At 54.6% G+C, this 26,981-nt stretch carries 21 protein-coding genes; 17 read left to right on the plus strand and 4 right to left on the minus strand.

Translation table 11 applies throughout. The annotated features are described in order from the left end of the window. The first annotated feature begins 74 nt into the window (after window positions 1-74). From AC3Y2E_RS25525 to AC3Y2E_RS25535, 3 genes are read left to right on the plus strand one after another with little or no spacing between them, the layout of a single operon-like run. On the plus strand, window positions 75-1,058 hold the full coding sequence (locus AC3Y2E_RS25525; RefSeq protein WP_379215457.1) for a hydroxyacid dehydrogenase: 984 nt from the start codon (window positions 75-77) through the stop codon (window positions 1,056-1,058). Between the two features lie 21 nt (window positions 1,059-1,079). After that, complete coding sequence (locus AC3Y2E_RS25530; protein WP_379215459.1) at window positions 1,080-1,937, plus strand: sugar phosphate isomerase/epimerase family protein; 858 nt, start codon at window positions 1,080-1,082, stop codon at window positions 1,935-1,937. Continuing rightward, on the plus strand, window positions 1,924-3,321 hold the full coding sequence (locus AC3Y2E_RS25535; RefSeq protein ID WP_379215461.1) for an enolase C-terminal domain-like protein: 1,398 nt from the start codon (window positions 1,924-1,926) through the stop codon (window positions 3,319-3,321). Before AC3Y2E_RS25530 ends, AC3Y2E_RS25535 begins: the two co-directional genes overlap by 14 nt. Before the next feature lie 124 nt (window positions 3,322-3,445). Here AC3Y2E_RS25535 and AC3Y2E_RS25540 read toward each other — a convergent pair whose 3' ends face one another. Further along, window positions 3,446-4,231 carry a helix-turn-helix domain-containing protein gene (locus AC3Y2E_RS25540; protein ID WP_379215463.1) on the minus strand — a complete coding sequence of 262 codons (786 nt, stop codon included), beginning with the start codon at window positions 4,229-4,231 and terminating at the stop codon, window positions 3,446-3,448. A gap of 245 nt (window positions 4,232-4,476) precedes the next feature. Here AC3Y2E_RS25540 and AC3Y2E_RS25545 point away from each other — a divergent pair, with 245 nt between their 5' ends. The 8 genes from AC3Y2E_RS25545 to AC3Y2E_RS25580 all read left to right on the plus strand — a co-directional run bounded on the left by AC3Y2E_RS25545 (window position 4,477) and on the right by AC3Y2E_RS25580 (window position 13,701). After that, window positions 4,477-5,505, plus strand: coding sequence for a zinc-dependent alcohol dehydrogenase (locus tag AC3Y2E_RS25545; protein WP_379215465.1), 1,029 nt, complete (start codon window positions 4,477-4,479; stop codon window positions 5,503-5,505). Between the two features lie 31 nt (window positions 5,506-5,536). Further along, on the plus strand, window positions 5,537-6,847 hold the full coding sequence (locus tag AC3Y2E_RS25550; protein WP_379215467.1) for a Gfo/Idh/MocA family protein: 1,311 nt from the start codon (window positions 5,537-5,539) through the stop codon (window positions 6,845-6,847). 33 nt (window positions 6,848-6,880) lie between these two features. Beyond that, window positions 6,881-7,387: a sulfatase-like hydrolase/transferase gene (locus AC3Y2E_RS25555; RefSeq protein WP_379215469.1), complete on the plus strand. Its 507-nt coding sequence runs from the start codon at window positions 6,881-6,883 to the stop codon at window positions 7,385-7,387. Next, window positions 7,326-8,324, plus strand: a complete 999-nt coding sequence (locus AC3Y2E_RS25560; RefSeq protein WP_379215471.1) for a sulfatase family protein — start codon at window positions 7,326-7,328, stop codon at window positions 8,322-8,324. The genes AC3Y2E_RS25555 and AC3Y2E_RS25560 overlap by 62 nt, the downstream gene beginning before the upstream one ends. Before the next feature lie 78 nt (window positions 8,325-8,402). After that, window positions 8,403-9,731: an ABC transporter substrate-binding protein gene (locus AC3Y2E_RS25565; protein WP_379215474.1), complete on the plus strand. Its 1,329-nt coding sequence runs from the start codon at window positions 8,403-8,405 to the stop codon at window positions 9,729-9,731. 23 nt (window positions 9,732-9,754) lie between these two features. Further along, window positions 9,755-11,212 (plus strand): sulfatase family protein, encoded by a 1,458-nt coding sequence (locus AC3Y2E_RS25570; protein ID WP_379215476.1) that lies wholly within the window; start codon window positions 9,755-9,757, stop codon window positions 11,210-11,212. 149 nt (window positions 11,213-11,361) lie between these two features. Beyond that, window positions 11,362-12,414: a hypothetical protein gene (locus tag AC3Y2E_RS25575; protein WP_379215478.1), complete on the plus strand. Its 1,053-nt coding sequence runs from the start codon at window positions 11,362-11,364 to the stop codon at window positions 12,412-12,414. A 135-nt stretch (window positions 12,415-12,549) separates the two neighbouring features. Then, window positions 12,550-13,701, plus strand: coding sequence for a DUF2264 domain-containing protein (locus AC3Y2E_RS25580; RefSeq protein ID WP_379215480.1), 1,152 nt, complete (start codon window positions 12,550-12,552; stop codon window positions 13,699-13,701). A gap of 583 nt (window positions 13,702-14,284) precedes the next feature. Here the strand turns inward: AC3Y2E_RS25580 and AC3Y2E_RS25585 are convergent. Beyond that, window positions 14,285-15,130 carry a helix-turn-helix domain-containing protein gene (locus AC3Y2E_RS25585; RefSeq protein WP_379215482.1) on the minus strand — a complete coding sequence of 282 codons (846 nt, stop codon included), beginning with the start codon at window positions 15,128-15,130 and terminating at the stop codon, window positions 14,285-14,287. 228 nt (window positions 15,131-15,358) lie between these two features. Between AC3Y2E_RS25585 and AC3Y2E_RS25590 the strand changes: the two genes are divergently transcribed. The 3 genes from AC3Y2E_RS25590 to AC3Y2E_RS25600 all read left to right on the plus strand — a co-directional run bounded on the left by AC3Y2E_RS25590 (window position 15,359) and on the right by AC3Y2E_RS25600 (window position 20,500). Next, a complete protein-coding gene (locus AC3Y2E_RS25590; protein WP_379215484.1) occupies window positions 15,359-16,129 on the plus strand; it encodes a TIM barrel protein in 771 nt (256 codons plus the stop codon). Between the two features lie 24 nt (window positions 16,130-16,153). Then, entirely contained in the window at window positions 16,154-17,128 is a 975-nt protein-coding gene (locus AC3Y2E_RS25595) for a Gfo/Idh/MocA family protein (RefSeq protein ID WP_379215486.1), read from the plus strand. Between the two features lie 261 nt (window positions 17,129-17,389). Further along, on the plus strand, window positions 17,390-20,500 hold the full coding sequence (locus tag AC3Y2E_RS25600; RefSeq protein ID WP_379215488.1) for a hybrid sensor histidine kinase/response regulator: 3,111 nt from the start codon (window positions 17,390-17,392) through the stop codon (window positions 20,498-20,500). 89 nt (window positions 20,501-20,589) lie between these two features. Here AC3Y2E_RS25600 and AC3Y2E_RS25605 read toward each other — a convergent pair whose 3' ends face one another. Continuing rightward, window positions 20,590-21,531 carry an AraC family transcriptional regulator gene (locus tag AC3Y2E_RS25605; RefSeq protein WP_379215491.1) on the minus strand — a complete coding sequence of 314 codons (942 nt, stop codon included), beginning with the start codon at window positions 21,529-21,531 and terminating at the stop codon, window positions 20,590-20,592. Between the two features lie 156 nt (window positions 21,532-21,687). Between AC3Y2E_RS25605 and AC3Y2E_RS25610 the strand changes: the two genes are divergently transcribed. The 3 genes from AC3Y2E_RS25610 to AC3Y2E_RS25620 all read left to right on the plus strand — a co-directional run bounded on the left by AC3Y2E_RS25610 (window position 21,688) and on the right by AC3Y2E_RS25620 (window position 25,609). Beyond that, a complete protein-coding gene (locus AC3Y2E_RS25610; RefSeq protein ID WP_379215493.1) occupies window positions 21,688-22,947 on the plus strand; it encodes an alpha-L-fucosidase in 1,260 nt (419 codons plus the stop codon). Beyond that, on the plus strand, window positions 22,944-24,401 hold the full coding sequence (locus AC3Y2E_RS25615) for an ABC transporter substrate-binding protein (protein ID WP_379215495.1): 1,458 nt from the start codon (window positions 22,944-22,946) through the stop codon (window positions 24,399-24,401). The genes AC3Y2E_RS25610 and AC3Y2E_RS25615 overlap by 4 nt, the downstream gene beginning before the upstream one ends. A 65-nt stretch (window positions 24,402-24,466) precedes the next feature. Further along, window positions 24,467-25,609 carry a Gfo/Idh/MocA family protein gene (locus AC3Y2E_RS25620; protein ID WP_379215497.1) on the plus strand — a complete coding sequence of 381 codons (1,143 nt, stop codon included), beginning with the start codon at window positions 24,467-24,469 and terminating at the stop codon, window positions 25,607-25,609. A gap of 119 nt (window positions 25,610-25,728) precedes the next feature. On the opposite strand, the gene AC3Y2E_RS25625 is transcribed toward AC3Y2E_RS25620, so the two are convergent. Then, window positions 25,729-26,970 (minus strand): Gfo/Idh/MocA family protein, encoded by a 1,242-nt coding sequence (locus tag AC3Y2E_RS25625; RefSeq protein ID WP_379215499.1) that lies wholly within the window; start codon window positions 26,968-26,970, stop codon window positions 25,729-25,731. Window positions 26,971-26,981 lie beyond the last annotated feature (11 nt).

Consider the following 26,981-nt stretch of genomic DNA (forward strand, 5'->3'; position numbering starts at 1 on the left):
TTTTGCCATTCGTTCACAATCGGTCGGATGCTATATTTGTACTGAATTCATCATAGAAAGAGGTGCTCTGCAACGTGGACAACATTGGAGTGTTACTGCCTACAAGTATGCAAAAAGCTATATTTTCCGAGGCTAGCCGCAAGGAGCTGGAATCGGTCGCAAACGTCAGGTGGAATGAAACGGACGAACAGCTTACGGAAGAGCAAGCATGTATGTTCCTGAGAGACTGCCAAGTTGCAGTCGGGTCCTGGAGAACGCCCAAGCCAAGCAAGGCGATTCTGGAATCGTGTCCGTCCCTTCAGCTGTGGGAGCATGCGGCCGGTAGTGTCAAAGCTTTTTTTACTGACGACCTGCTCGGAAGCGATCTGATGATTGCTTCTTGCGCCCCTGCGATCGGCAAAACCGTCGCGGAGATGGCTCTTGGCGAAATGATCGTCGGCCTGCGCCGGATTATTCCGAACTCGCAAAGTAATCGTACTGAACGGAGAGCGCCCCTCCCGAACAAGCTGTATTTGGCGGCGTCTACGATCGGAGTGGTCGGCGCTTCGCAAGTAGGTCGGTACTTTCTGCAGCTCGTACGCCCATTCGGTCCTAGAGTGCTGGTATACGATCCGTTCCTTACGCCGGAAGCGGCGGCTGAGCTTGGCGCAACGAAGGTCGACAGCTTGCTGGAGCTGTGCGGGCAGTGCGATGCGATTACGATGCATACTCCAATGACCGAGAGCACCCGCCACATGATGGGTGCGGCAGAGTTTCAGGCGATGAAGGACGACGCCGTGTTTATCAATTCCTCGCGGGGGGCCTGCATCGACGAAAAAGCGCTGATCGCGGAGCTGGAGAAAGGCAGACTGTTCGCATTTCTGGACGTGTCGGACCCGGAGCCGGCGGAGATGAATAATCCGATCCGCACGCTGCCGAACGTCATCTACACGTCCCATCTTGCCGGCGGACCCAGTTATTATATCGGCAACCAGGTGGTGGAGGACATCCGATCTTACAAAAGCGGGCAGAAGCCGAAAATGGTCGTAACCTGGGATATGCTCGATCGTCTTGCGTGAGGTAAAAGGGGAGATGAGTCTATGAAAGAAATGACATACTCGCTGTTTCCTAAATTTCTCCAAAGCTGCACGTTGGATCAGCTAGCGGAGGTCGTTCTGGATTGCGGTTTGGATGCGGTCGATCTGGTAGTGCGGGACGGATTTTGGGTCACTCCGGACCATATGGCCGCGGAGACGGCGTCTTTTGTCAAAGCCATGCATCGCCGCAACATAAAGGTAGAGTTCGCAACGACCGGTTTCTCGCCGGACCAACTTGCCGAGGACGATACGCCGCTGCGCGTGATGGCGGATCACGGAATCCGAAGCTTCCGCATGTCATATTTTACGTACACCGAACACGAGGATCTGTTCGCCCAGATGGTGAAGGCGCGTGCGCAGATGCACCGGATGGCCGAGCTATGCGGGAAATTCAAGATCAAAGCGGTGTACCAGGTGCACCACGGGAACCGGATGCTCGTCCAACATACGTATGAGGCGTTAGCGCTTGTCCAAGGGCTTCCGGCCGAATACGTCGGCATTATGCCGGACCCCGGGAACCAGTTTCACGAGGGATCGGATAATTGGAATAAGGCGATTGCCGGTCTGGGAGCTTACGCGGCTGCTGTGGGAGTCAAGGACGGCTTGTACCGGTTCCAGCCCGAAGATGCCGCGCTGCCGAATAAAGGCTGGACCAAATCTTGGGCTCCTTGTCAGGAAGGCGTCACGAATTGGACGGTGATCGCCAGGGCGCTGCATAAAGTGAAGTTCCGGGGCGTACTTAATTTCCAGCCTTTCTACTGTAGCGAACGGCCTGATCTGTTGATCCCCGCTTTACAGGAAGAGGTTCGTTATATCCGCCAAGTGATGGAGCAAACGGAGGCCACCGATGAAGCCGTATGATATTCGCGTGACAGGATTGCAGCTGTACTATTTGCCCGTGGAAACCCGCGTCCCCTTGAAATTCGGAGCCGAGGTGCTTACGAGTGTGACCTGCGCCAGAGTATGCATCCAGACGGAAAACCGCAGGGGGGAGCGAGGGGAAGGCTGGGGAGAGACGCCGCTCAGCGTTCAATGGGTATGGCCGAGCGCGCTTGGTTACGAGATTCGCGAACGCGCGCTTAAACGGATATGCGAGCTGATCGCGAACGATCTCGCGGAATGGAACGAGCAAGGGCATCCGTTCGAGCTCGGCCACTCGTACCAGAAGCAGCGGCTCCCCATGCTCGTCGAGCAGTTTAATGCCGGCTCGGGACTGCCGGAGGACGTTCCGTATTTGGCGGCGCTCGTCTGTTTCTCCTTATTCGATATTGCGCTTCATGACGCCTACGGACAAACGAACCGGCTTTCCATCTATGCGACATATAACGAGCGTTATATGAATGCGGATCTTGCCGCTTACTTGGAGCCGGCGAACGGGTCGGCGGTTCGCTTCGACGGCTTGTACCCGGAGCATTTTCTGGACACTCCGTCGTCTCCGGAGCTGCTGGCCTGGCATTTGGTGGGCGGCAAAGATCTTCTATACAGGCGGGAGCTGACCGGTGACGAGCGCGAGGACAGGTATCCCTACACGTTGGAGGATTGGATCGAACGGGACGGTTTAAAATGCCTGAAGGTAAAGCTGGCGGGAAACGATGCGGCGTGGGATTACGAGCGGCTCGTGCAGGTGGGCGAAATCGCCTTGGCCCGTCAGGTCGTATGGCTTACTGCAGATTTCAACTGTCAGGTGACAGACTGCAAGTATGTCAATCACATCCTGGACCGATTGCTACACGAGTTTCCGGATATTTATAAGTCGATCCTGTATATCGAGCAGCCGTTTCCGTACGATTTGGAGGCGAACCGGCTCGATGTCCGCAGCGTCAGCGCGAGGAAACCGCTGTTTATGGACGAAAGCGCTCACGATTGGGAACTGGTGAAGCTGGGCCGGGAGCTCGGCTGGACCGGGGTCGCGCTGAAGACGTGCAAGACGCAAACCGGGGCATTGCTTAGCCTATGCTGGGCGAAAGCGCACGGGATGACGCTAATGGTTCAGGATTTGACGAATCCGATGCTGGCGCAAATTCCACATGTGCTTCTGGCTTATTACGCAGGTACGATTATGGGAGTGGAGACGAACGGCATGCAGTTTTATCCGGAAGCTTCCGGATACGAAGCCAAAGTCCATCCGGGCTTGTACCGGAGAGAGAGAGGCAAGCTGCAGCTTCGGACAATGGGAGGTTACGGCTTCGGTTACAAGGTCGAGGAGATGGAGAGACCGCTTCCGGCTCCGGTCGTTCAATTGTAGTGTCGTTCTCCGTATACGATCCAATGCTGACATCGGCTTGTTGCCGATGTCGTTTTTTAGTTTCTGGTGTGATATGCCGCGCCGGTTAATATTCTTATCAATCGGCTCCCCGTATCTTCGCCGGCTATTCGTCCGACCCTGCAGAATACGTCGAAAACGACGCAGGGTTTTTAATAAATTGCCTCGGACTTTCGCCCGTGTGCTTCTTAAAAAACCTCGAAAACGAAAAAATATCGTTGAAGCCGAGATCGGCGGCGATTTCCGATATGCTGTGCTCCCGGTAACGGAGCAACTCCTCTATTTTTTGTATCCGGATCTGATCGATATAAGATTTCAGATTTTCCCCGGTAATCTCCTTGAATTTCTTTGACAAGTGGCTGCGCGTATACGACAGCTCTTCGGCAAGATCATTGACGGTAACCGCTCTGCCGTCCCGCGACAAGATTTTTTCCGTAACCAGCTTCACTAGCAGCTCGGCCGGGTCGTCCGTTTTGTGGAATTCGTCGGATTGAATGTAGTGAAATATCGTTTCAAGAAAACCGTTGACAAATACTTTCTCGTACTGCTTGTAAGCGGAATCATGAATCGCCGCTTTGAAGGAAGCGATAAGTCTGCCGGTGAACTGGTTGCCGTGTATGATCCCGCCCCAAACGGGCAAATTATCCGCCGCCCGCTCGAATTTTAAGGTAATCCAGGCGACGCCCGGCTTATTGTACCAAAATCCGTGCTCCCAGCCCGGAGGCACCAGCAGCATATCCCCTTTCTCGAGGGTCAGCTCCTCGCCAGACATTCTGCTTTGGATGACGCCTTGAGTTACGATTTCCAACTGCCAATATTCGTGCGTATGCAGCACCACTTTAGAGCGAATTGATTTCGAGCCGAAATAGACGGAAAGTAATTCGGATTTCATGGGCATCCTCCCTGAAGGGCAGCGGTGATTGATGAATGAATCACACATAATGACAAGTTTTGCGATAATTCGGACATTCGTGAAACGCAGCGTGCATGGTAAGGTAAAGGTATTATAAAACAAAGAGGTGGAGCTAACAAGATGAAAAGAAGCAAAGATGGTTTCACCACAACTCCGTATTATTTGAATAGATAGTAAGCGTTTTCGATATTAATTAAATTCCTACTTAGAAGGAGTGACGCCATATGGTCAGAAAAATGTCGGTACCGCCCCTGGAGCTTACGGGGGAGACGGGGGACGGCACACAAATGTGCGCAGTCGTCGAACGGATCGGCGAAATAACGGTGCGCAGAGCTTACATTCCCGACCCAGCGGACCATGAGGTACGCGTAAAAGTCAAATGGGTCGGAATATGCGGCAGCGACATCGAGGTGTTCAGAGGAGCGCGCGAACCGGAGTTCGTGTCCTACCCAACCCGCCTCGGGCACGAAGTGGCGGGAGTCATCGACAAAGTCGGGGCGGGAGTCATCGGCCTGCAAGAGGGCGATCATGTAGCGCTGCGATATGTATGGGGAGCGTTTGCGGAATACGTATGCTGCAGTCCGTTCTCGGTCAAGGTGCTCCCCAAAGGTTTGCCGTTGCTGGAAGGGTCGCTCATCGAAGTGTTGCCTGGAATCGTTCATGCGGCTGAGCTGGGTGACATTAACCCGGGCAAAAACGTGCTGATTATGGGGCAAGGCGTCAGCGGCCTGGTGTTGACGCAGGTCGTATCGCTGTACAGCTCGCGCAATCTGGTCGTCACCGACCTGTTCGACGAAAAGCTGGAGCTTGCCCGCCGCTACGGGGCGACGCATACGTACCGGCTCCCTTCGGCCGGCACACGGACGATGGACGTACTGAGCGGCGATTTTCCCGACGGGTTCGACGTCGTCATCCCGTGTCTGCTCGAAGGAGACGGGATGGTCGACGCGATCGACGCGGCCGCCCAGAACGGGCGAATCGTCATGTACGGCTGCATCGGGACATGCCATAAGCCGTTCGATTTTTTTAAAGTACACAAAAAAAGACTGGATATTTATTCGACGGAGCCGAAGCGGGATATCGACAACCGGAGGTACTTCGACGAGGGGCTGCGGCTGGTGATGGACGGGCTGGTTAATACGAAGGATATGATTACGCATATCGTGCCGTTATCCGAAGTCGGGAAAGCGTTCGACATCCGCAATTCCCATCAGGGCGGCACCATTCACGTGATGATCGATTGCGAGAACTAATAAAGAGACAATAATTATTGGGGGAGAGAACATGAACAACAATTTGGCGCGGGGTATGGACAAACAGGAGGGGCCGGTTACGGTCGTAATCGTAGGAGCCGGACACCGCAGCTTGTTATACGCGTCATTTGCACAGAAACATCCGGATCAGATGAAAATCGTAGGTGTCGTCGAACCGGATAAGGAACGTAGAAAGCTGACCATGGAGCGCTTCGGCATCCCGGAGGACAATTGCTTTGCCGAACTGGAGGCGTTCACCCGGAAGCCCAAGATGGCCGACGCCGTTATTAACGGAACGCTGGATCATATTCATGTTGCGACTTCGATCCCGCTGCTTCGTGCCGGATACGACATCATGCTGGAGAAACCGATCGGCATCAGCGAGGACGAAGTGATGAAGTTGTATGAAGAAGTATGCCGCCACGGCCGGAAAGTGATGATTTGTCACGTATTGCGGTACGCGCCTTTCTACGAATCGATCCGGCGGCAAATCGCGGATGGAGCCGTTGGCGACATCATAAGTCTGACGACCAGCGAGAATGTCAGCTATGACCATATGGGCATGGCTTATGTAAGGGGGAAGTGGGGGAACAAGGGCAAAAGCGGCTCCTCGATGCTGATGGCCAAAAGCTGTCACGATCTGGATATTTTGACCTGGATGAAGGGGGATGTCCGGCCGGCGAAAGTAAGCAGCTTCGGAAGCCTGCTGCAATTCCGGCCGGAACAAGCCCCGGAGGGAGCCGGCACCCGGTGCATGGTTGACTGCCCGATCGAGGAAACTTGTGCTTATTCCGCCCGCAAAAACTATATCGAACAGCGGCTGTGGAGAGCGTATGTAAGCTACAATACCCATCTGGGCGTCAAGGCGAGCGACGATGAATTGGCGGAATCGTTGCGGACGGACAGCCCGTACGGGCGCTGCGTATGGAAATGCGACAACGACGTGGTCGATCATCAGACCGTTATTATTGAATTCGAGGACGGCAGCACGGGGACGCATGTGATGACCGGCGGCGTTGCGAAGCCGGGACGTTCGATTCATATTATAGGGACCAAAGGCGAGATTCAAGGAGAGATGGAGGAAGGATTTTATGTCATCCGTCATCCGGATGCAAGAAGAGGTCACAGATACTCCGAACAGCGCATCGAGCTCGGGGTGTCCAAGGATATGCATGGCGGCGGCGACTTGCGCTTGGTCGAAGATTTTGTTAAAGTGCTGCGCGGTGCGGCGCCGTCGATTTCCTCGACAGCTCTGGAGAAATCGATCGACGGTCACTTGATCGGATATGCGGCCGATCGGTCCCGGCTGGAGAATCGAATGGTTGAACTCATGCGAGTATAGTCCGTTTTCTTAGATTGCTTGAGGGGGTTAGCGATGAGGAACGAGAAACAGAATGTCATCCTAATTATGGCGGATCAATTAAGGCTGGATGCGATCGGCGCCCATACGCCGAACATCAATCGGTTAAAGGAAGAGAGCGTCGTCTTTGAAAGGGCGTATTGCGCTTCGCCCATTTGTGTACCTGCCCGCGGAGCGTTTTTTACCGGGATGTACCCGAACGAGACAGGATGTCTTATCAATCGGGGCGAGGAAGCGTTTTCCCGGGTGAGGCCGGAGCTTGATCATCTGTACGGGCTTATGGACAATACGTGGGACAGCTGGCATACGGGGAAGCAGCACTTCCGGATGGCCGGCTTGGACCGGGCGTCAGGCAGCCGAACGAACTGGAGAAAGCTGGAGGGCCGCTATGAAGCATTTTTAAAAGAGCACAACAAGCGGAAGCCCGGTGGAGCCGGTTACCGGGGGAATGGTGCCGGAGATGGCATATGGAACGGTTACGCGTGCCCAGTCGTATTCGATCCCGGCCGTTGGCCGGTATGAAGCGGGAGAGGAATATTTTATCGACGAGTTTATCGTCAGAGACTCGATTGAAGCGATCCGGGAGCGCGACCGCAGCAAGCCGTTCTTGCTCAACGCGATGTTTCACGCACCGCATCCCCCTTTCGATATACCCGACCCATGGTTCAGCTTGACCGATGAGGTAGAGCTGCCTGAGAATGTCGGGAAATGGTGCGGCAATCAGTCGCCCCTGCAGCTCTACAATCTGACCGGAGCTATAGGCACGCGATATTCGAGAGAAGAATGGAGAGAGATATGGAAGGTTTATCTGGGCCTTGTATCGCTGCTTGACCATGGTGTGGGACGGATCATCGACGAGCTGAAAAAAGAAGACTTGTATGACAATAGCCTTATTATCTTTACGAGCGATCATGGCGAGATGCTCGGCTCGCACGGATTATGGCAAAAAATGTGCATGTACGAAGAATCCGTCCGTACGCCGCTGTATATGAAGTTTCCGGCTGATTGCAAACCGGCCGCGGTTTCGATCGATTCGTTAGTCAGCAGCATCGACGTGCTGCCGACGATATGCGATTACATGGATATTCGGCCGAAGTCCCCGATGTCCGGTCGATCCTTAATGCCGTTAATTGCCTGCGAATCCGCTGGACGCGAGAGAGTTTTCATTCAATATGACGGCAATGGAGGAAGAGGCAATTTCCAGCGCTGTATCGTCGAGGGAGACTACAAGCTTATCGTTGACTTGTTCAAGGACGAGACGTTTATCGAGCTGTACAACGTAATCGCCGACCCGCAGGAGATGGAAAATCTGGCGTTCCAGGATCAGGCTTATCGTATATGCATAGAGCGGATGCTGCTTCATTTGCGCGAGCATATGCAGGCTACGAACGACTTGCTGGAATTGCCGGAGGAGCTGTACGACCGTTTTCTGGATCGTTATACGGAGTTCGTGTCGTAACCTATACAGAACAGTTTGGCCTGATTCGCCAAGTTAAGCAGGGCATTTCGAAAAATGGATAAAAAGGGGAGCTTGCAAATGCCGAAAACAATCGTTTTGACCACCGTATCCATCGTTGTGGCCGCCGCACTGTTATCCGCATGCGCCAAAAAGGAGCCGGCAACGGAAGAGGCCCATCAACAGCAGCAATTGAAACCGGTTACGCTCAGGTTTTTTACGGGAGACAAAGATTACGAACAGCGATTCAAAAACGAAATCGCCGACAAGGTCAAACAAAAGTATCCCCATATTTCATTCGAGTTTATAGGATTGCAAGCCGGCAAGCAATTCCAGGACTTGATTGTAGCCGGAGAGGCTCCCGATATTTATTATCAAGGCTTGCCTGCTCTGAACGTGGAGCTGGTCGATAAAAACATGCAGTACGACTTGACCGAAATGATCAAGAAAACGGGCTTTGATCTAAACCGGATCGATCCCGCCTATCTGGACATTATCCGCAGCGCATCCGAGACATATGGAGGCAGTTATTTCGGACTCCCCGTAACCGCGTATACACCGGTTTTGTACTACAACAAGGATCTGTTCGATAAGTTCAGCACCCCGTATCCGAAGGACGGCATGACTTGGGATGAAGCATACGAGTTGGCTCGCAGACTTACTCGGGTGGAGGACGGCATTCAGTACAGAGGGATGACGATGAACTTCATGTATTTGTTCGATAATAACCAGATTGCCGCCCCGTACTTTCGTCCTGCAGAGGACCGGGCAAACCTCAACTCGGACGGATGGCGTACGATTTTTAATACGCTAGGAAGGTTTTATCAGATCCCGATGAGCCAGCCGATCGGAGTACGATCCCGGGTACTGGAGGTCGGCGATTTCACCAAAAATCGCATTTCGGCCATGCATGCGGATGTGACGGCTGCGATGGAGAGCTTCCCGGACGATTTTACGAATTGGGACATGGTCTCGCTTCCGACGATGGCGGAAGCTCCCGCTACGAACGCCCAGCTGAACCCGAGGTTCTACTACATCATGAGCTCCAGCAAATATAAGGAGGAAGCGTTCAACGTCATCGACTTCGTATTGTCCGACGAGATGCAGATGTCGGCCAGCAAGGCGGGCAAAGCGACGGTTCTGAAAAACGAGGAGATCCGCAAAGCTTTCGGACAAGATTCCGCCAAGCTGAAGGGGAAAAACACCCAATCGTTTTATCACAATAAACCGGTCAAAATGAATCCGGCGAGGGATTCGAAGCTGGTGACGGTACCGGCTGTGACTCCGGTGAACAATGCGTTCAACGCCTTCATTCAAGGGACCAAAGATGTGAACACGGCGCTTCGCGACGCGGACGAAGAGCTGAACAAGGCGATCGAGCAAGCGAAGCAGGCGAAAAGCGCGAAATAGCTTAATGGGGGAGGAAGTGCTACGTGACCGCAAAGACGAATATCGTCATCATCATGGCCGACCAGCTCCGGTGGGATGCGTTCGGCGACCACACGCCGAATATCAACCGGCTGAAGGACGAATGCGTCGTATTCGACCGGGCGTATTGCGCATCGCCGCTGTGCGTACCGGCCAGGGGAGCTTTTTTTACCGGCAAATATCCGAATGAAACCGGTTCGCTCATCAACCCTTGGACGAAGCAGGAAAAACAGCACGGCATCGTTCGGCCGGAGCATGCGGACTGGTACGAGCTGCTGGAGGAACAGTGGGACAGCTGGCATACCGGCAAGCAGCATCTGTTCACCAATCCCAAGCCGGAACACCGCGAGGACAGCAAAACCCACTGGCTGCAGCTGGAGGAGCGGTATGAAGCGTATCTGAAGGCAAACGGCAGGAAGAAGCCGGGGGGAGCGGCCTTCCAGGGACTTGTGCCCGAGCTGGCTTACGGCAAAATCACGCGTGCACGTAACTATTCGATCCCTACCGTAGGCCGGTATGACGAAGGGCTGGACTATTTCTTCGACGGCTTTATCCTGAACGATTCGTTGGAAGCTATACGCGGCAGAGACCGCAGCAAGCCGTTCGCGCTGAATGCGATGTTCCTGGCGCCCCATCCTCCGCTGGACATCCCGGAACCCTGGTTCTCGATGATCCGGGAGGTGCAGCTGCCGAAGAACGTAGGCGTATGGGGGAGCAATCAGTCACCGCTTCAGCTGTACAATTTGACGGGCATGCTGGGAACGTCCTACACGCGCGAAGAGTGGGAACGCATATGGAGCGTATATCTCGGACTTGTCGCTCTGCTCGACCATTGTGTAGGAGAGATTGTCGCTGCGCTGAAGCAGGAAGGCTTGTACGACAACACGCTGCTCGTCTTCACGAGCGATCATGGGGAAATGCTCGGCTCGCACCGGCTCTGGCAAAAAATGTGCATGTATGAAGAGTCGGTGAAAACGCCGCTGTATATGAAGTTTCCGTCCGGTTTCACGCCGGTGGCAGACCGGTATGACGAGCTGATCAGCAGTATTGACGTGCTGCCCACCTTATGCGACTATCTGGGGATCGGAACGCCGGACGGCGTGTCGGGAATGTCCCTAATGCCGCTTCTTCGCGGGGAGCGGGAAGGGCTCGGACGCGAACGGATTTTCATCCAGTTCGACGGCAACGGGGCGCGCAGCAACTTCCAGCGGTGTGTGATCGAGGGAGACTACAAGCTGATCATAGATCTATTTAAGGATGAGATATTCCTCGAGCTCTACGATCTGGCCCGCGATTCGTCGGAAATGACCAATCTGGCGTTTCGTTCCGATGAACACGGCGGCCGGATCGAAAGGATGCTGGGCGACTTGAGGCGGCATATGAAGAGTACGAACGATTTGCTGGATTTGCCGGAGGAGCTGTACGACCGCTTTTTGGTCGACTATGGAGAGTTTCAAGTATAGAAATTTCGGAATATCAGCGCTATAAGTAACACGGGCCGTCGATTCGTTCGATGGTCCTTTTGCATTTGAAACCGGATATGGCGGCGTACGTAACAAGTAAAGGTCAAATCGCACGCGGATTTTATTTATCAGGAAAGCTGAGGCTCGGCATGGGGAAACGAACAGGAAGCTTTATGACAGTGGTATTCATTTTATTAGGCATCAGCGTGTTGGCGGGCTGCACCATTCTGGAAGAGATGGTGATGGAGGAAGCGGGGGAGACAGCCGTGTCCGGACAGTATCCGATAGAGAAGGAAACTCCCGCCGCTGCAAAGCAAACGAAAGAGAACAAAGAAGGCCAACCTGCCGGGAAAAAGGGGAAAAGCGTGTGTGAATCCTACGAAGAGGAAGTCGAACCGGGCGTATGCAGTTACAAGGTCGATTGCAAAAATCCGAAAACCTGTGAAGCGTGGGCTGAAAACCTCATTTTCGATATGGAAGAATGGTACGGTGAACTGATGTATTCGGAAGAATGGTATCTCGATGAGAAGATGCTCCGCAAAAGTAAAAAAGATGCGGACGTACTGGCAAGTTATCCGGTCCGGGGCAATACGATCCGGATCGATCCGTCTGATGAAGACGAACAATATTACGCGTGGTTGTGGGAACGGTTCACCTGGATCATTCCGTCGAAAGAGCGAATGATGGTTTCGAACTATGAAGTGTTTGAACATGTGGATTTGATGGCGTATGTCATTCAAGACGATGAGGATTACGAGAAATGGACGTACGCCGTTAACGTCGAACAAGCGACCTTCGAAACGGAGCGGGTCTTAACCGACATTCACGAGTTCGGACATTTACTCGCGCTAAATGCCAAACAGGTTGATCCTTACAAAAGCGAGAGCAGTTGCAAAACGTATATGTGGGATGAAGGCTGCGCCAATCGCGGCTCGTATATGTACGAATTTTATAAGCAGTTTTGGGAAGACGGGGATTCCGAGGACGAGGAAAACTTCGTATCCGACTATGCGATGAATGATGTGTATGAGGATTTTGCCGAGTCTTGGTCCCATTTTGTAGTGACTCCGCGGCCGGAAGGAGATTCGATCGTGGAGCAGAAGATCGAATTTTTCTATGACTATGAAGAACTGGTGATGCTCCGGGCGAACCTGCTCGGCCGGATGGCTTCCTGGCTGGAACGGAATGTCGAGTACGAATGAAGCTGCCGGCGCGTTCCTGGTAGTCTCCCTTCCACTTTATCAATAGGATAAAATCGTACGGGAAACGGCCACTATTATCCCTGGTCCGGCTGTCTGCACTTTGATAGAGTTGCTGGTAGGAGGAGGTGGCCCGGTATGACAATAGGCAAACTCGACAGGGAATATTGGATACATACTTTGATACGTATTGCGGACCCCGTATTGGGCGCGCTGGCTGAACGCCGGTTAAAGGCAACGATGCCGGTGGAAGGAAAGCTGGACGACCGTCCAAACTATACCCATCTGGAAGCATTGGGCCGTCTGCTCGCAGGCATAGCTCCATGGCTGGAGACGGGGGCCGCGGACGGCGAGGAAGGGGAGCGGCGGAAACGAACGGCGGCGCTGGCCCGGGAAGCGATAGACGCCGGAACCGATCCATTGTCGCCCGATTATATGAATTTTTGCGCTGGCTTCCAGCCGATCGTGGATGCGGCTTTTTTGGCCCATGCGATCTTGCGCGCTCCGACCGAGCTGTGGGACAAGCTGGAGGAACGTGTGAGGCGGAACACGGTGGCCGCGCTGAAAGCGACGCGTACGCGCAAGCCGTTCCATAACAATTGGCTGCTGTTTGCGGCGATCATCGAGACGGCGCTTTACCGGATGGGGGAGAGCGACTGGGACCCGATGCGCGTAGACTATGCGCTGAAGCAGCATGAACAATGGTATGTCGGTGACGGCACATACGGAGACGGTCCAGAATACCACGCCGATTACTATAACAGTTTCGTCATCCAGCCGATGCTGCTCGATATTGTTGATAAGGCGGGGGAATGTTACAGCGAATGGCAAGGAATGGCCGAACGAATCCGAAGCCGGGCGCAGCGTTATGCAGCCGTCCAGGAAAGGCTGATATCCCCGGAAGGGACGTTCCCGCCGCTCGGCCGCTCGCTCGCCTATCGATTCGGAGCGTTCCAGACGCTGGCCCAAATGTCGCTCCGCCGCGAGCTTCCCGCGCCGCTGATCCCTGCGCAGGTCCGATGTGCGCTTACGGCGGTTATCCGCCGGACGATCGAGGCGCCGGGGACGTTTGATCCGGGCGGCTGGCTGACGATCGGTTTTTGCGGACACCAGCCGGAGATCGGAGAGACGTATATATCAACGGGCAGCCTGTATTTGTGCTCGGTCGTCTTTCTCCCGCTCGGCTTGCCGGCGGACGATCCGTTCTGGTGCGGAGAGGCGGAGTGGACGTCGCGCCGGGCGTGGTCGGGCAACGCTTTTGCCATCGATTCAGCGCTAAGGCGCAGCTGATGCTATGCCGGTGTATCCCTCGTTTCTGCAGATAGCCTCCGGGTTGCAGGAAAGTTTAAGTTTGCTCATGCGGTTTATCGGGCCAGCAGTGTAGTGTCGCAAGTTATTTAACGCGGCTGATCGGAGCTTGCCTGCTTCTAGTGTGAGTGAGGTAGGAACCGAATAATAGCGGTTTGCAGCTTTTATATGGTCCGCAAGCCGCTTGGCTGGGGAAATAAGAGCGGATTGAAGCTGCTAAAATCGGCGATATGGGTCCAGCCCCCGCCAACTGGCTGAAATAAGGGGTACAAACCGCCTTTATTGGTTTCGTTTTTGCGAAAAGGCCGAATATAGAGGGTGCAAAAGACTCTTATCTGGTTTTGAGCCCAGGCGGACAGACAGTCGACGTGTGACCGGGTACCGCAAGCCGGAAACCGCCTGACAGAGAAGCGCTCCATTTCCAAACGAAAGGACCCCAACTTCCACGGGGACGTGGAGGCTGAGGTCCTTTTTTCTAGAGGAACATCGGTTCCAGGCGGGCTCGCAAAATCGCAACCGATTTTGGATTAAGGAGACAGCCCCTTAAATGGAGCAAAACCCTGCTTCACTCCTGGCCGGAAACATACTGCGCCTTGTATTGGCCGGGCGTAATGCCGTGAACGCGTTTGAAGGCGCGTATGAAATAATTGGCTTCCATGCCCAGGGCAGAAGCGATGTCCTGTACGCTCATATCGAGACTGAGCAGCTGCAGCGACTTCTCGAATCGGATATCGTCCAAATATTGGTGCATCGTCACGCCGTACGCTTGCTTGAACAGCCGGTTCAAATGCTGGACGGTATACCCGAGGCTTTGGGCGTATTCGGCCAGCAGGATCGGCTCCGCATAATGCTCGCGGATCATTCTGGCCGCCATTTTGATGGCGCCGGAGCTGCTTTTCGTCCGGGTAGACGCCTCGTGATGGAGGAGCGACTGCTTCAGCACTTCAAGCAGCAGCTCGTAGAGCAGCGCAGAGACGTTCCACTCCTGCTCTGGGGGGTTATCCCGGACGAGCTGGAACAAGCTCTCGAACAATTTCCAGATCGACTCGGTCGATTGGAGCGGAATCGTTTCCATTAGCGGCAGATTCATCGTTTCCAGCAGATCGTTAACGGACGGCCCGGTGATCGTGACGAAGCCGTGTTTCCAGACGGTGTCGGGAAGCGGGTAGTAAGTATGCGGTACCCGGGCGGGCAGGATGCACGCCTGATTGTCAGCGAGCGTCCACAGCCTGCCGTCGTGCAGCGTCTCGAACTGACCGCTACCCGTATGGTTGACAAATAGATGGAGAACTGGAAATCCTTCCAGCCGGATGATTTTTTTCTGCTGAATAAGACCCATATTGTACAGGCGCAGGGGGATATTGCCCGAGGTCGCTTCGCTTGATATAAACTGGCGTCTCCGATTGCTCATCGATCATTTTCCTTCGCTATTTATTCAAAAAGTGCTATTGATCTTCAAAAAAGCAGATTGTTTTCATTTTCTTTGCGATGGTAATATAAACGTGTACATATAAGGGATGCTGATCAGATCCGCAGATGCGGGATACCGCAATCATAACGAACGTTATTTCATTTGTCTAGTAATCCGGCACCGTGGTGAAGGCAGAAGCCCACGGCACAGCGAAGGAGGAGAGGCTAGTTGAAGTACGCATTAAGCGCAGGCGCTTACAAAGGAAAAAATGTAATTGAATTACTGGAAAAGGTGGCGGAGCACGGTTTTCACGGTCTGGAATATTTGAACTGGAAATCGGTGGCGGATGTCCGTGAGCTGGTGAAGGCGCAGGATCGGTTAGGAGTCGGAATCAGCGCGGTATGCACCACCTTCTTCAATCTGGTTGACGGCGCGGCGAGGGAGCAGTATCTGGACGGACTTCGGCAAACGCTGGCGTTCTGCAAGGAGGCCGGTACGGCGAGCATCATAACGCAGACCGGGCAGGAGATACCGGGAATTTCCAGAGAGAAACAAACACACGATATGGTGGAGACGTTGAAGATCTGTGCCTCCATGTGTGAAGCGGCCGGTGTCGTGCTGGAGCTGGAGCCATTGAACGGGCTTATCAACCACCCCGGGCATTTCCTGCAAGCTTCGGATGAGTCCGCCGAAGTGATCGACCGGGTCGGCAGTCCGTTCATCAAGCTGGTGTTTGACGTGTATCACCAGCAAATTACCGAAGGCAACGTCATCCGTAACGCCGTCGTTTATATCGATCGGATCAATCATTTTCATATCGCGGACAATCCGGGGAGGAAGCAGCCGGGAACGGGCGAGTTGAATTATCTGAATATTTTGAAATCCATTAAGGATACCGGATTTGACGGTTTTGTCGGTCTGGAGTGTGGATATACGATCGATACGGATGAAGCGCTGCATCAGTTCAAGCGGGATATTCTCCGGCATGTGGAATCGTGAGATATCGGGAAAGGGTGATACGTAATGACACTTAAGGTCGGCTTTATCGGCACGGGAGGAGTCGCCAAGGGACATATCACGAACCTGGCTGCCATTGAAGGGGTTACGATTTCCGCATTTTGCGATTTGCAGCTGGAGCGCGCCGAAACGGCGGCTAAAGATTGGACGGATGCGAAAGCTTATTCCAGCATTACCGAGATGCTGGACGACCGTAAGCTGGATGCCGCCTTTGTGTGCGTGCCTCCTATGGCGCACGGCGAGGCGGAGCGGGCGTTGATCGAACGCGGCATTCCCTTTCTGGTGGAGAAGCCGCTTGGCGTGAACAACGAACTGCCGCGCCAGTTGGCGGAACAGATCGCCGGAAAAGGGCTGATCACGTCCGTAGGCTACCAGTGGCGCTATATCCAATCGCTCGACGAGGCGAAGCGCTTTCTGGAGTCCGGCTGCATCGGGATGTCGCTCGGTTATTGGCTCGGCAGTATGCCGAAAGTTCCGTGGTGGCGGGTGCAGCATTTATCCGGGGGGCAGTTTGTCGAGCAGACGACGCATATCACGGATCTGCTGAGATATTTGTGCGGCGAAGTGGTGGAAGTGTATGCGGCGTACGGGCATCGGATTCTCCATGAGCTGGAGGAAGGCGCTAACGTGGCGGATGTAGGAACGGTGACGATGAAGCTGGCGAACGGGAGCGTAGCGACCATCTCCAATTCGTGCATGCTGCCGGCCGGACATAAGACGGGACTGAACGTATACACCGGGCAGGGCGTAGTCGAGGTGCAGAGCAATGGAAGCCGGATCGTCAGAAACAAGGAGGAGGCTGCGGCACCTTTCGCGCTCACGCCAAATCCCCGGGTATTCGAAGATATCGCCTTCCTTGATGCGGTTCGCACGGGAGATCCGTCACCGATCAAGTCGTCTTATGCGGATTCCCTGAAAACACACGAAGTTACGGTTGCGGCGAATCTGTCGGCGGCGACGGGAAAGCCGGTCAAGCTGTAAAAATGTTGTTTAAAGCGTTTCTATAAGGTGTGCGGACACTGCTTCTTCCCTATGAAGCAGTGTTCTTTCATCATTCAAGAAATATAAACTTTCGGGAATCGGACGTGACGAATAGCGCCCGTAAGTGTCTCGGGACGTTGTTCTTCGTGCCGGTTCGGTTCTGTGCCTTGCTATTAGGCAGCATGCTGCCGAAACTTATTTTCCATCCTCTCCCAACGCGTGCGAGAGGAATACCGACAAAGTTTGTCGAAATGAACAGTTATGATGACTACCAGAAAAATTTGGATCATAACTACGATTTTTTTAGCCGTTCTGACCGGGTTTCGTTATTGGTGGCTGGAATCCCATTCGGCCGATTCCTACCCGGTCGCGGCCGGCGGCGTGCTAGACTTGCGGGGCTGGGAGCCGCTGACCGAGCATTCCCTTCCGCTTAACGGCGAATGGTTGTTTTATCCGGATACGTTGCTGTACAGCGATGGGACGGATGACACGGCCGATCGTCCTCATTCTGAGGGGCGGCCGATCCAAGTACCCGGCAGCTGGAGCTTCGACGATCGGCCGAAGGGCAGCGAGAAGTACGGATACGGCACTTACCGGTTGCGGATTTTGGTAGACTCGGGCAGGGGAAAGGAATACGGGGTTCGAGTAACGAGCGTAAAAAGCTCATCGGAAGTCTATGTAAACGGGCAATCGATCGGTCGTTCCGGCCAGCCGGCCGACAGCCAGGCAGACTATAAGCCGCTGGACGTTCCGTATACCGTAAAATTTTCAGTGGGCGAAGGAATTGACGAGATCGATCTGGTCATCCAGGCCGCCAATTTCGACAACCGTCTCAACGGCGGGATTTTCCGCTCGATCAAGTTTGGTCTGGAGACCACGTTGAGCAGGGACACCGGCTTGGCCAGAGATATGGTCTGGGTCGCTTGCGTCGCTTATGCGATTCATGTGCTGTACGGCTTCGTCCTGTACCTCGTCGGAGGCAGAGACCGCCGTCTGATCTATTACTCCCTCATGATCGTATGCATCATTATGGCGACTTTGCTGGACGGGGAAAGGTTACTGTATGTGTGGATTCCGTTCCCGTTCGTATGGAGTCTGAAGAGCATCTATCTCGTTATGATCAGCGGCGGTTTTTTTCTGTACCAGCTCGTTAAAGAAAAGGTTCCGTTTGTTCATCGAAGGGTTTCGCGGATCTATGAGCTGCTGTGCGGCATTGCGTTTATATCTGTGCTGGTCCTGCCGTTATCTGCCGCCCTGTCTTTGCAAGGGGGCTATCTGATTCTGATGTTCATTCCTTGTCTGATGACGCCGGTGCTGCTGTTCCGGTCGGCTGTCCGGATCGACATGGACAATATCTTCTTGCTGCTGGCTGCAACCGCTGCGATCAACAGCCTGATCTGGCTTGTTGTTATGCATATTGCCGGAATCGAGCTGATCTCTTATCCGTTCGATCTGATCATCGCCATGATTTGCTTTTCCGCTTACTGGTTCAGACGTTATATCCGGATGTCCGAGGAATCCAAGGAGCTGACGAACAAGCTGCGGCAGGCCGGCAAGCAGAAGGACGAATTTCTGTCCACCGTCGCCCACGAACTGCGCAATCCGCTGCACGGCCTCATCAACATCTCCCAATCGGTAGCGGCGAGGGAACAGTCCAAGCTCGGAATCGACAGCGTAAGCGATCTGCAGATGCTCGTCAAGGTGGGCAGGCGGATGTCGTATCTGCTTAACGACCTGCTGGATATGGCCCGGCTGAGAGACAACCGGATTCACCTGCAGCTGGCGGATCTGTCCGTGCACAGCGTCGCTTCGGGCGTTATGGATATGCTGCGGTTTATGACGGAAGGCAAGCCTCTCCGGCTGGTCAACCGCATTCCGGCCGAGTTCCCGCTCGTTCATGCCGATGAGAACAGACTGAACCAGATATTGTTCAATCTGCTGCATAATGCAGTGAAGTATTCGAACGCAGGCGAGGTGTCCGTGCAAGCCGAGGCGGACGGCGGATGGGCGGTCGTCTCCGTCTCCGATACGGGGCTGGGCATGGATGAGGAGCTGCTGAGCCGGGTATTCGAGCCGTACGAGCAGGTATCCCCGGATAAAGGTTCCCGCAGCGGCGGCTTCGGGTTGGGGTTGAACATATGCAAGCAACTGGTCGAGATGCATGGCGGCACGTTAACGGTCCGCTCGAAGCTGCACGAAGGCTCCGTATTCACCTTCCGGCTGAAGCTGGCGGCGGACAGGGAGGAAATGGACTCCGCGGTCCAGCAAACGGCAGCGGCCGATTCCGCATACGGAGGCAGCAGGGGGAGCAGCCAAGAGACCGCTCCGGCTAACGGACCGGCGCGCAGCCCGGCTCCGGAACGGCTCCGCTTGCTCGCGGTTGATGACGATCCGGTTAATCTGAATGTGCTGAAGGCTATATTTGCCGAGGAGCCGTACGAGCTATTCACGGCGATCGGGGGGAAGGAAGCGCTGCGCTTGCTGGAAACCGGCGTATGGGATTTGATCATCTCCGACGTCATGATGCCGATCATGTCCGGTTACGAGCTGACGGAGCGGGTCCGCGAACGTTATTCCGTCGAGGAGCTTCCGATTCTGCTGCTAACGGCGAGCAGCCAAGATCAAGATATCGAAGCCGGATTTCGCGCCGGCGCCAACGATTATGTCACCAAGCCGGTGAACGCGATCGAGTTGAAGGCCCGCGTACGGTCGCTGACGAATCTCAGAAAATCGGTGGGCGAACGGCTGCGGATGGAAGCGGCCTTGCTGCAAGCCCAGATCAAGCCGCATTTTCTCATCAATACGTTTAATGCGGTAACCGCGCTGAGCCGGATCGACAAAGACCGGATGGACGATCTGGTGGAGGAGCTGACTACGTATATCAAGTACGGGATCGATTTTCAAAACTCCGACGGGGCGGTGCCGCTGGACCATGAGCTGAAGCTCGTGCGTTCGTATTTGAACATTCAGCAGGAGAGGTTTGAAGAAAGGCTCCGGGTAGCCTGGGAGATCGACGATCACGTGACCGTGTTTCTGCCGCCGCTTACGATCCAGCCGCTTGTGGAAAATGCGGTAACGCACGGTATACTGAAACGGCGCTCGGGTGGAGAAGTCCGCATACGGATCAGCGATCTCGGAGCGGCTGTCGAAATATGCGTTTCCGATAACGGAACGGGGATCGATGAAGATACGGTCAAGCAGTTATTGAACCGGAACAAAAACAAACGTTCGGGAATCGGCCTATTGAATACGGATCGGCGGTTGAAGCAGTTTACCGGTCATGGGCTAAGAATAGAAAGCAGGACCGGTGCAGGGACTTCCGTCTCGTTTACAGTTGCCAAAACCGAACAACGGCTTCTCGGCTCCGATTAAAGAAATATCTCCTAATTAAAGATCGCCTGTTTTTGATCGATCGGTCGAAAACAGACGATCTTTCTTTCGTTTCCGGCGGCAGAAGAAGCTTATTTTTGAGGTTCCGGTCCGTAGTTTCTGCGGCAGGAGGCCCGGTATTGATTCGGCGTCATCCCGGTGCTTTGCCGGAAGATCCGGTTCAAGTAACCGTGGCTGTTCAGCCCGACCCGCTCGCCGATGTCGGCGATCGTCAGCTCCGTATTTTCCAGCAGCGATTTGGCCTGATTGATCTGGATGCCGCGCATATATTGAAGCGGCGTTTTGCCGGTATGTTTCTTGAGGCAGCGGGACAAGTAATCGAAATGATAATGAAGCGATTCCTCCAGATGCTGGTAGTGCAAAGGGACGTTGGCGTGCTGCTGCAAATACTCGATGACCTTCTCGGATAAATAAGCGGACCGGGAGCGTCCGCAAACTTGCGCAACTGACTGGATTTTGACCAGCAGCTCCGACACTAAAGCATGAAGCGGCAGCGCATTCGATACCGAGAACGAATGGAACATCAAATACATCCGTTCCAGCAAAGGCACGATCGATGGAGGGTCGATATAGGTCATTTTCGGCAAATACATCGATTGATCGAACGGGCGTTCGTCGTTGTCTTCGTTTCGCTGAAGCGGGTATGACCAAGGAATCTGCTCGCGGTCCAGCGACCGGATCGCTCTCGGATGGGACAGATGGACCCAGATCAGCTCCGTATGCTCGGGAGAGGGGCGATGCCCCCAATGGGTTTTGCCCGGTTCCAGTACGAGGATGTCGCCCTCCTTCATATTGTAAGCGATATCATCTTCCGTAATGTAAAAGGAACCTGATTGGACGAACACGATATTGTACGCCTCGAAGCATCTTCTGAAATGTTGATAGGCTTTGCCGGTGACCGATCTTCCGACCGTAATGACTTGCGGGAGCGGCGGGATTTTCAACTCCAGGCATAACACGGCCCCATCTTCCTTCCGTCGCCAGATTGGCTGTACGCCGACTATGCTTCCCATCTTATCATATCCCGGGCGTTACCGTAATCCGAAACAAATAGTCGGGATCGTCCAATTATTGTTCGTGATCCAATCTACAAAACAAACGCCAGATTTTATACATTAGTAATGAAAGCGCCATCGAATAAATCCAACGATCCAGGAAGGAAAAAACTTATGGAACCCGTACATTTACCAAAACCAAAACCGGAACCAAGAATCGAACGATTTGAACGACTCGGCTTCGGCATGTTTATTCACTGGGGTCTTTATTCGCAGCTCGGGAAGGGGGAGTGGATTCAGCAGATCGGCAAAATGGCTGGGGACGACTATATGCGGCTTGCGGATACGTTCTCTGCAGAAGAGTTTAACGCCAAGGAAATTGTCGCCATCGCCCAAAGAGCCGGGATGAAGTACATTACGCTCACGACGCGTCATCACGACGGCTTCTCGCTGTACGACACGCGGGGGTTGAACCGGTACGATGCTCCGCACAGTCTGGCGAAGCGGGATCTGGTCGCCGAATTCGTCGCAGCGTGCAGGGAAGGCGGCGTACTGCCCCTGTTTTATCATACGACATTGGACTGGTATGAGCTTTCCTTCCATTCCGATTTTGACGCTTATCTGGATTACTTGTACCAGTCTATAGAACGGTTATGCACCCATTATGGGCCGATCGGCGGGATCTGGTTCGACGGCAACTGGAGCAAGCCGGAAGCGGACTGGAAGCTGGACGATCTGTACGGGATGATTCGCAGGCTTCAGCCGGAAGCGATGATCATCAACAACACGGGGCTGTGGAAAAAAGGCGAGCTGGGCCATCCGGAGATCGACAGTGTCACGTACGAGCAGGGGCGTCCGAAGCCGATGGACCGAAGCGGCATGAGCAAATACGTGGCTGCCGAAATGTGCGAGACGATGAACGATCATTGGGGGATCGGGGATGCGGATTATATGTACAAGTCGGTTCCGCATTTGATCGAAAGTCTGTGCGCGTGCAGGAAGGTCGGGGCCAATTATTTACTAAATGTCGGTCCGTCCGCCGGCGGCAAAATCGTTCCGATCCAGCAGGCGATGCTGGAAGTGCTCGGTCAATGGCTGAAGGTGAACGGCAAGCCGATCTACGAAGGAAAACCGGCCGACGTGGAAGGGGAGGGAAGCAATTTTGCGCTGGAAACGCCGGGCGGCAAGCTGTATCTGTTCATCCATCATCTGAAAAGAAGCGGACATGCCGATGTAACCGTCGGAGGCGGAGGCCCGGGATCGAAAACATTTACGGGGCTGAGCCGGAAGGTCGAATCCGTACACTGGCTGGACAACGGAGAGAGGTTGGAATTTACTCAGGATGCGGCAGCCGGGACGTTTTCATTCACAGCGACGAGCTTCCCCTACGGCGTGAACTATGTGGTCAGAGTGGCGGAGGTTTGCTTCGCTTGACTATCGGTCCGAAGAACGGCTTCGGCATCGTATCGGCTATATTCGACTTAATTGTAAGCGCTGTCGTTGCTGCAACGAAACTTCGCTGCAAGATGGATATACGAATTCACGAAAAGGGGCCGAACAAAATGAATAACAAGCTCGCAATGGGATGGGTCATACCGATGACGGCGGTACTATTGGCTTCATGCGGAGGGAATGGAGGCGGAAGCGGCAAAGAGGGCAGCGGCGCCCCGGAGGGAGCGGTCAAGCCGGCGGACCAGCCGGTAACGCTCGTTGTGAACAATGGCGTAAACAGCGACGATCAGGAGCGGTTCATGCAGGATTACGGTAACGCGATCCGGAAAAAATTTCCCCACGTCACGCTGGAATACCATCCGAGCGCGGCGTTGAAAGATCGCGTTACGGCTCAGGAAACGATCGATATCGTGTACACCTCGATCGGGCTGACCCCGTCGCAGCTGATGGAATTCGGTTTGCAATACGACATCTCGGAGCTGATCAAGAAATATCAGTACGACTTAAACCGTCTGGAGCCGTCCACAGTGAAAATGCAGCAGCAGCTTGCCGACGGGGGCATATACGGTTTGCCCGTCCATACGACCACGCTGGCGTTGTATTACAACAAGGACATTTTCGACAAATTCGGCGCTCCTTACCCGAAGGACGGGATGACCTGGGACGAGCTGTACGAGCTGACCAAAAAAGTGAGCCGTACGGAAGGCGGAGTGATGTACCGCGGATTTTCCATGTCGTTCCCGCATATGATGCGCCTCAACCAGCAATCGCTTCCTTATCTGGAGTCCAAAACGAACAAGGTGCTGTACGGCAGCGACAACTTTAAGCAGATGACGGAAAATCTCACGAGATTTTTCAGGCTGCCGGGCAATGAGGGCGATGCGGATACCGCTGTGCTGAGCAAGCAGGTCAATCTGTTCATTAAGGATAAAACACTGGCGATGCTCGCTCACCTGACGACCAGCATGCGCGAGCCTGCGATGAGAGAAGCGTTCAAGACGATGAACTGGGACGTCGTCAGCTTGCCTTACCTGAAGGAATCGCCGGGACTCGGCCCGCAGTCGTATCCGACTTTCTTCTATGTGTCGTCCACCAGCAAGCATAAGGATGCCGCCTTCCAGGTCATTGCATACTTGACGTCGGATGAATTCCAGCTGGAGCAGTCGAAGAAAGGAATCCCTTCGATTCTGAAAAGCCCCGAGGTGATGAAGGCGTACGCCCAGGATGACGAATATTCGGCAGGCAAAAACCGGAAGGGCATGATTCCGGGAAAATACGCCGATCCGGCCTTGTACACCAAATATTCAAGCGCCGCCGAAGCCGGGCTGCTCACGGCGCTGAGCCGGATATCGCAAGGACAGGAAGACACCAATACGGCGCTGCGGGTGTCGACCGAGACGGCCGAGAAAGCGATCAAGGAGCTGCAGGCCAAATAAAGCTGAACGGGCAGCCGCATACAGCTGCCCGATTCCCGGATCGGATTCTGGAGAGGAGAATCAATATGGGCAACGTAAAATTCGGAGTGATCGGATTAGGCAATATGGGGACGATGACGGCCGACTACTTGTCGAAAGGCGAGATCGAAGGAGCGGAGCTTGCCGCCGTATGCGAGATGTTTCCCGAAAGGCTGAAATGGGCTGCCGGACATTTCCCGTCCTCCGTGGCCGGGTTCGACTCGATCGAAGCGATGCTTACCTCGGGAAGCATCGACGCCGTATACATCGCTACCCCTCATTTTGACCATCCCGCCATCGCGATTCGGGCGTTCGAGTGCGGCCTGCATGTGCTGACCGAGAAGCCGGCGGGCGTCTATACGAAGCAAGTCCGGCAGATGAACGAGTCGGCCGCCCGGGCGGGCACCGTGTTCGGAATCATGTACAATGCGCGGACACAGCCGTTGTACCGGAAGCTTCGGGAGCTCGTCATATCCGGCGAACTGGGGGCGATCCGGCGCACGAACTGGATCGTGACGAACTGGTACCGTCCGCAGAGCTATTACGATTCGGGCACGTGGAGAGGAACGTGGGCCGGCGAAGGCGGGGGCGTCCTCATTAATCAGGCTCCGCACCAGCTCGATCTGTGGCAGTGGACGATCGATATGATGCCGAAGCGGATTCGGGCGTCGTGTTATTTCGGGAAAAACCGCGATATCGAGGTAGAGGACGAAGTGATCGCATTTGCCGAATACGAGAACGGGGCGACCGGACAATTGATTACGTCGACGGGAGAGTCGCCGGGGACGAACCGGTACGAGGTGGTCGGAGACCGGGGTAAACTGGTGATCGAGGACGGGAAAATGACGTTCTGGAGGCTGAGGGTGCCGGAGACGGAGTTCAACCGGACGTCGACGGACCTGTTCCGCCAGCCGGAATGCTGGAAGTTCGACGTTCCGCTGCCGAAGCAGGAGAAGGACGGGCATCTGCTCACGACGCAAAATTTCGCCGATGCGATTCGTACAGGCACGCCGCTGATTGCCCCGGGGGAAGAGGGGATCAAGGGGCTGATGCTGTCCAACGCGATGCATTTGTCCGCTTGGACGGACGGTTGGGCCGACTTGCCGGTCGATGAGGACTTGTACTTGTCGCACCTGGAGGAGCGGATGCGGACCAGCCGATTCAAGCGGGCGAAGGATGGAGCTGAATAATCCGACGGAAGCCCACTATGAAGGAGTCCGCATCTTCAATTTTTGCGTAAAACAGGCTGTGCTTATAGCCGTTGTCGGCTTCGGGCACAGCCTTCCTTCATTCGCTTTGAAGATTGCGTTTAATCGTTAAACGATAATTCATCTACGCGGTCCAGCCTATACCGGCCCGCCGAAGCCGGATCACGGTTGATCCATTTGCCCTTCGTAAAGTCGGGGATGCAAACCGGGGCGCTGCCGAGCGCAATCGAATCTTCGGAAAGTACGGTAATCGCCATCCACACCGCCGTGTCGTAAACGTCGATCGGCGTCTCCGTTCCGTTTTTGACGCTTTCGGCGAAAGCGCGGATTACGAGATGGTCCATGCCGCCGTGGCCGCCTGTGATCCCGTCGCGCAGAAACTGCTTCCAGATCGGATGCTCGTATGCCTCGCGGTAGCCATCGAACGATTCCCATTTGTGGTGCGGACTTCTGCCCTCGATATGAATCGAGTTGTTGTCCTCCGTCCACAGCCCTTTCGTCCCTTGCACCCGGCCCGCCCGGGAATACGGACGCGGCAGCGTCGTATCGTGAATGATCGAGATCGTTTCGCCGCCGGCGCATTTGATCATCGTCGTGACGATGTCGCCTTGGGCGAACTCCGTTCTGGCCAGCGGATCGCTGTCCCCGAACTTGTCCGTCGCCCACTGGCGGATGCCGCGCGCTATCGAAGACATCGAGGTCAAGGTCATCAGACGGTTGCCGCGGTTAATATTCAACACTTTGGACACCGGGCCGAGTCCATGGATCGGATACAGCTCGCCGTTGCGGTGCAAATAGTTGCGGTACCGGTTATGGCGGTTCTGCTCGCCAAGCGCAACCTGGCTGCGCAGGTCATGCTCGTAGCCGCACTGGCAATGAATCAGCTCGCCGAGCAGCCCTTGCTTCACGATATGGAGGACGGCCAGCTCATCGCGTCCGTAGCAGCAGTTTTCCAGCAGCATGCACGGCACCCCGGTCTGCTCCGAAGTCCGGACCAGCTCCCAGCACTCTTCGAGCGAAGCGGCTCCGCCGACCTCGATCCCCGCGTATTTGCCGGCTTTCATTGCCGCGATTGCAATCTCGGCATGTGTAGTCCAGGTGGTAGCGATAATAACGCCTTGCAGATCGCCGCGGGCAAGCAGCTGCTTGTAGTCCGAATATCCTTCCGCCTTCGGTCTTCCCGTGCCCGCTACGATGTCCAGCGCGTTCTGCAGACGATCCTCGTAAGGGTCGCAGACGGCCGGTATGTCCACGTCGTCCATGGCCAGCAGATTTTGGAGCAAGCCCGTTCCTCGGGCGCCGAGTCCAATGACTCCCAAAGTAACCTTTGATTCGGATTGCATAAATAATTCCT

The organism is Paenibacillus sp. MAH-35, assembly GCF_058135425.1.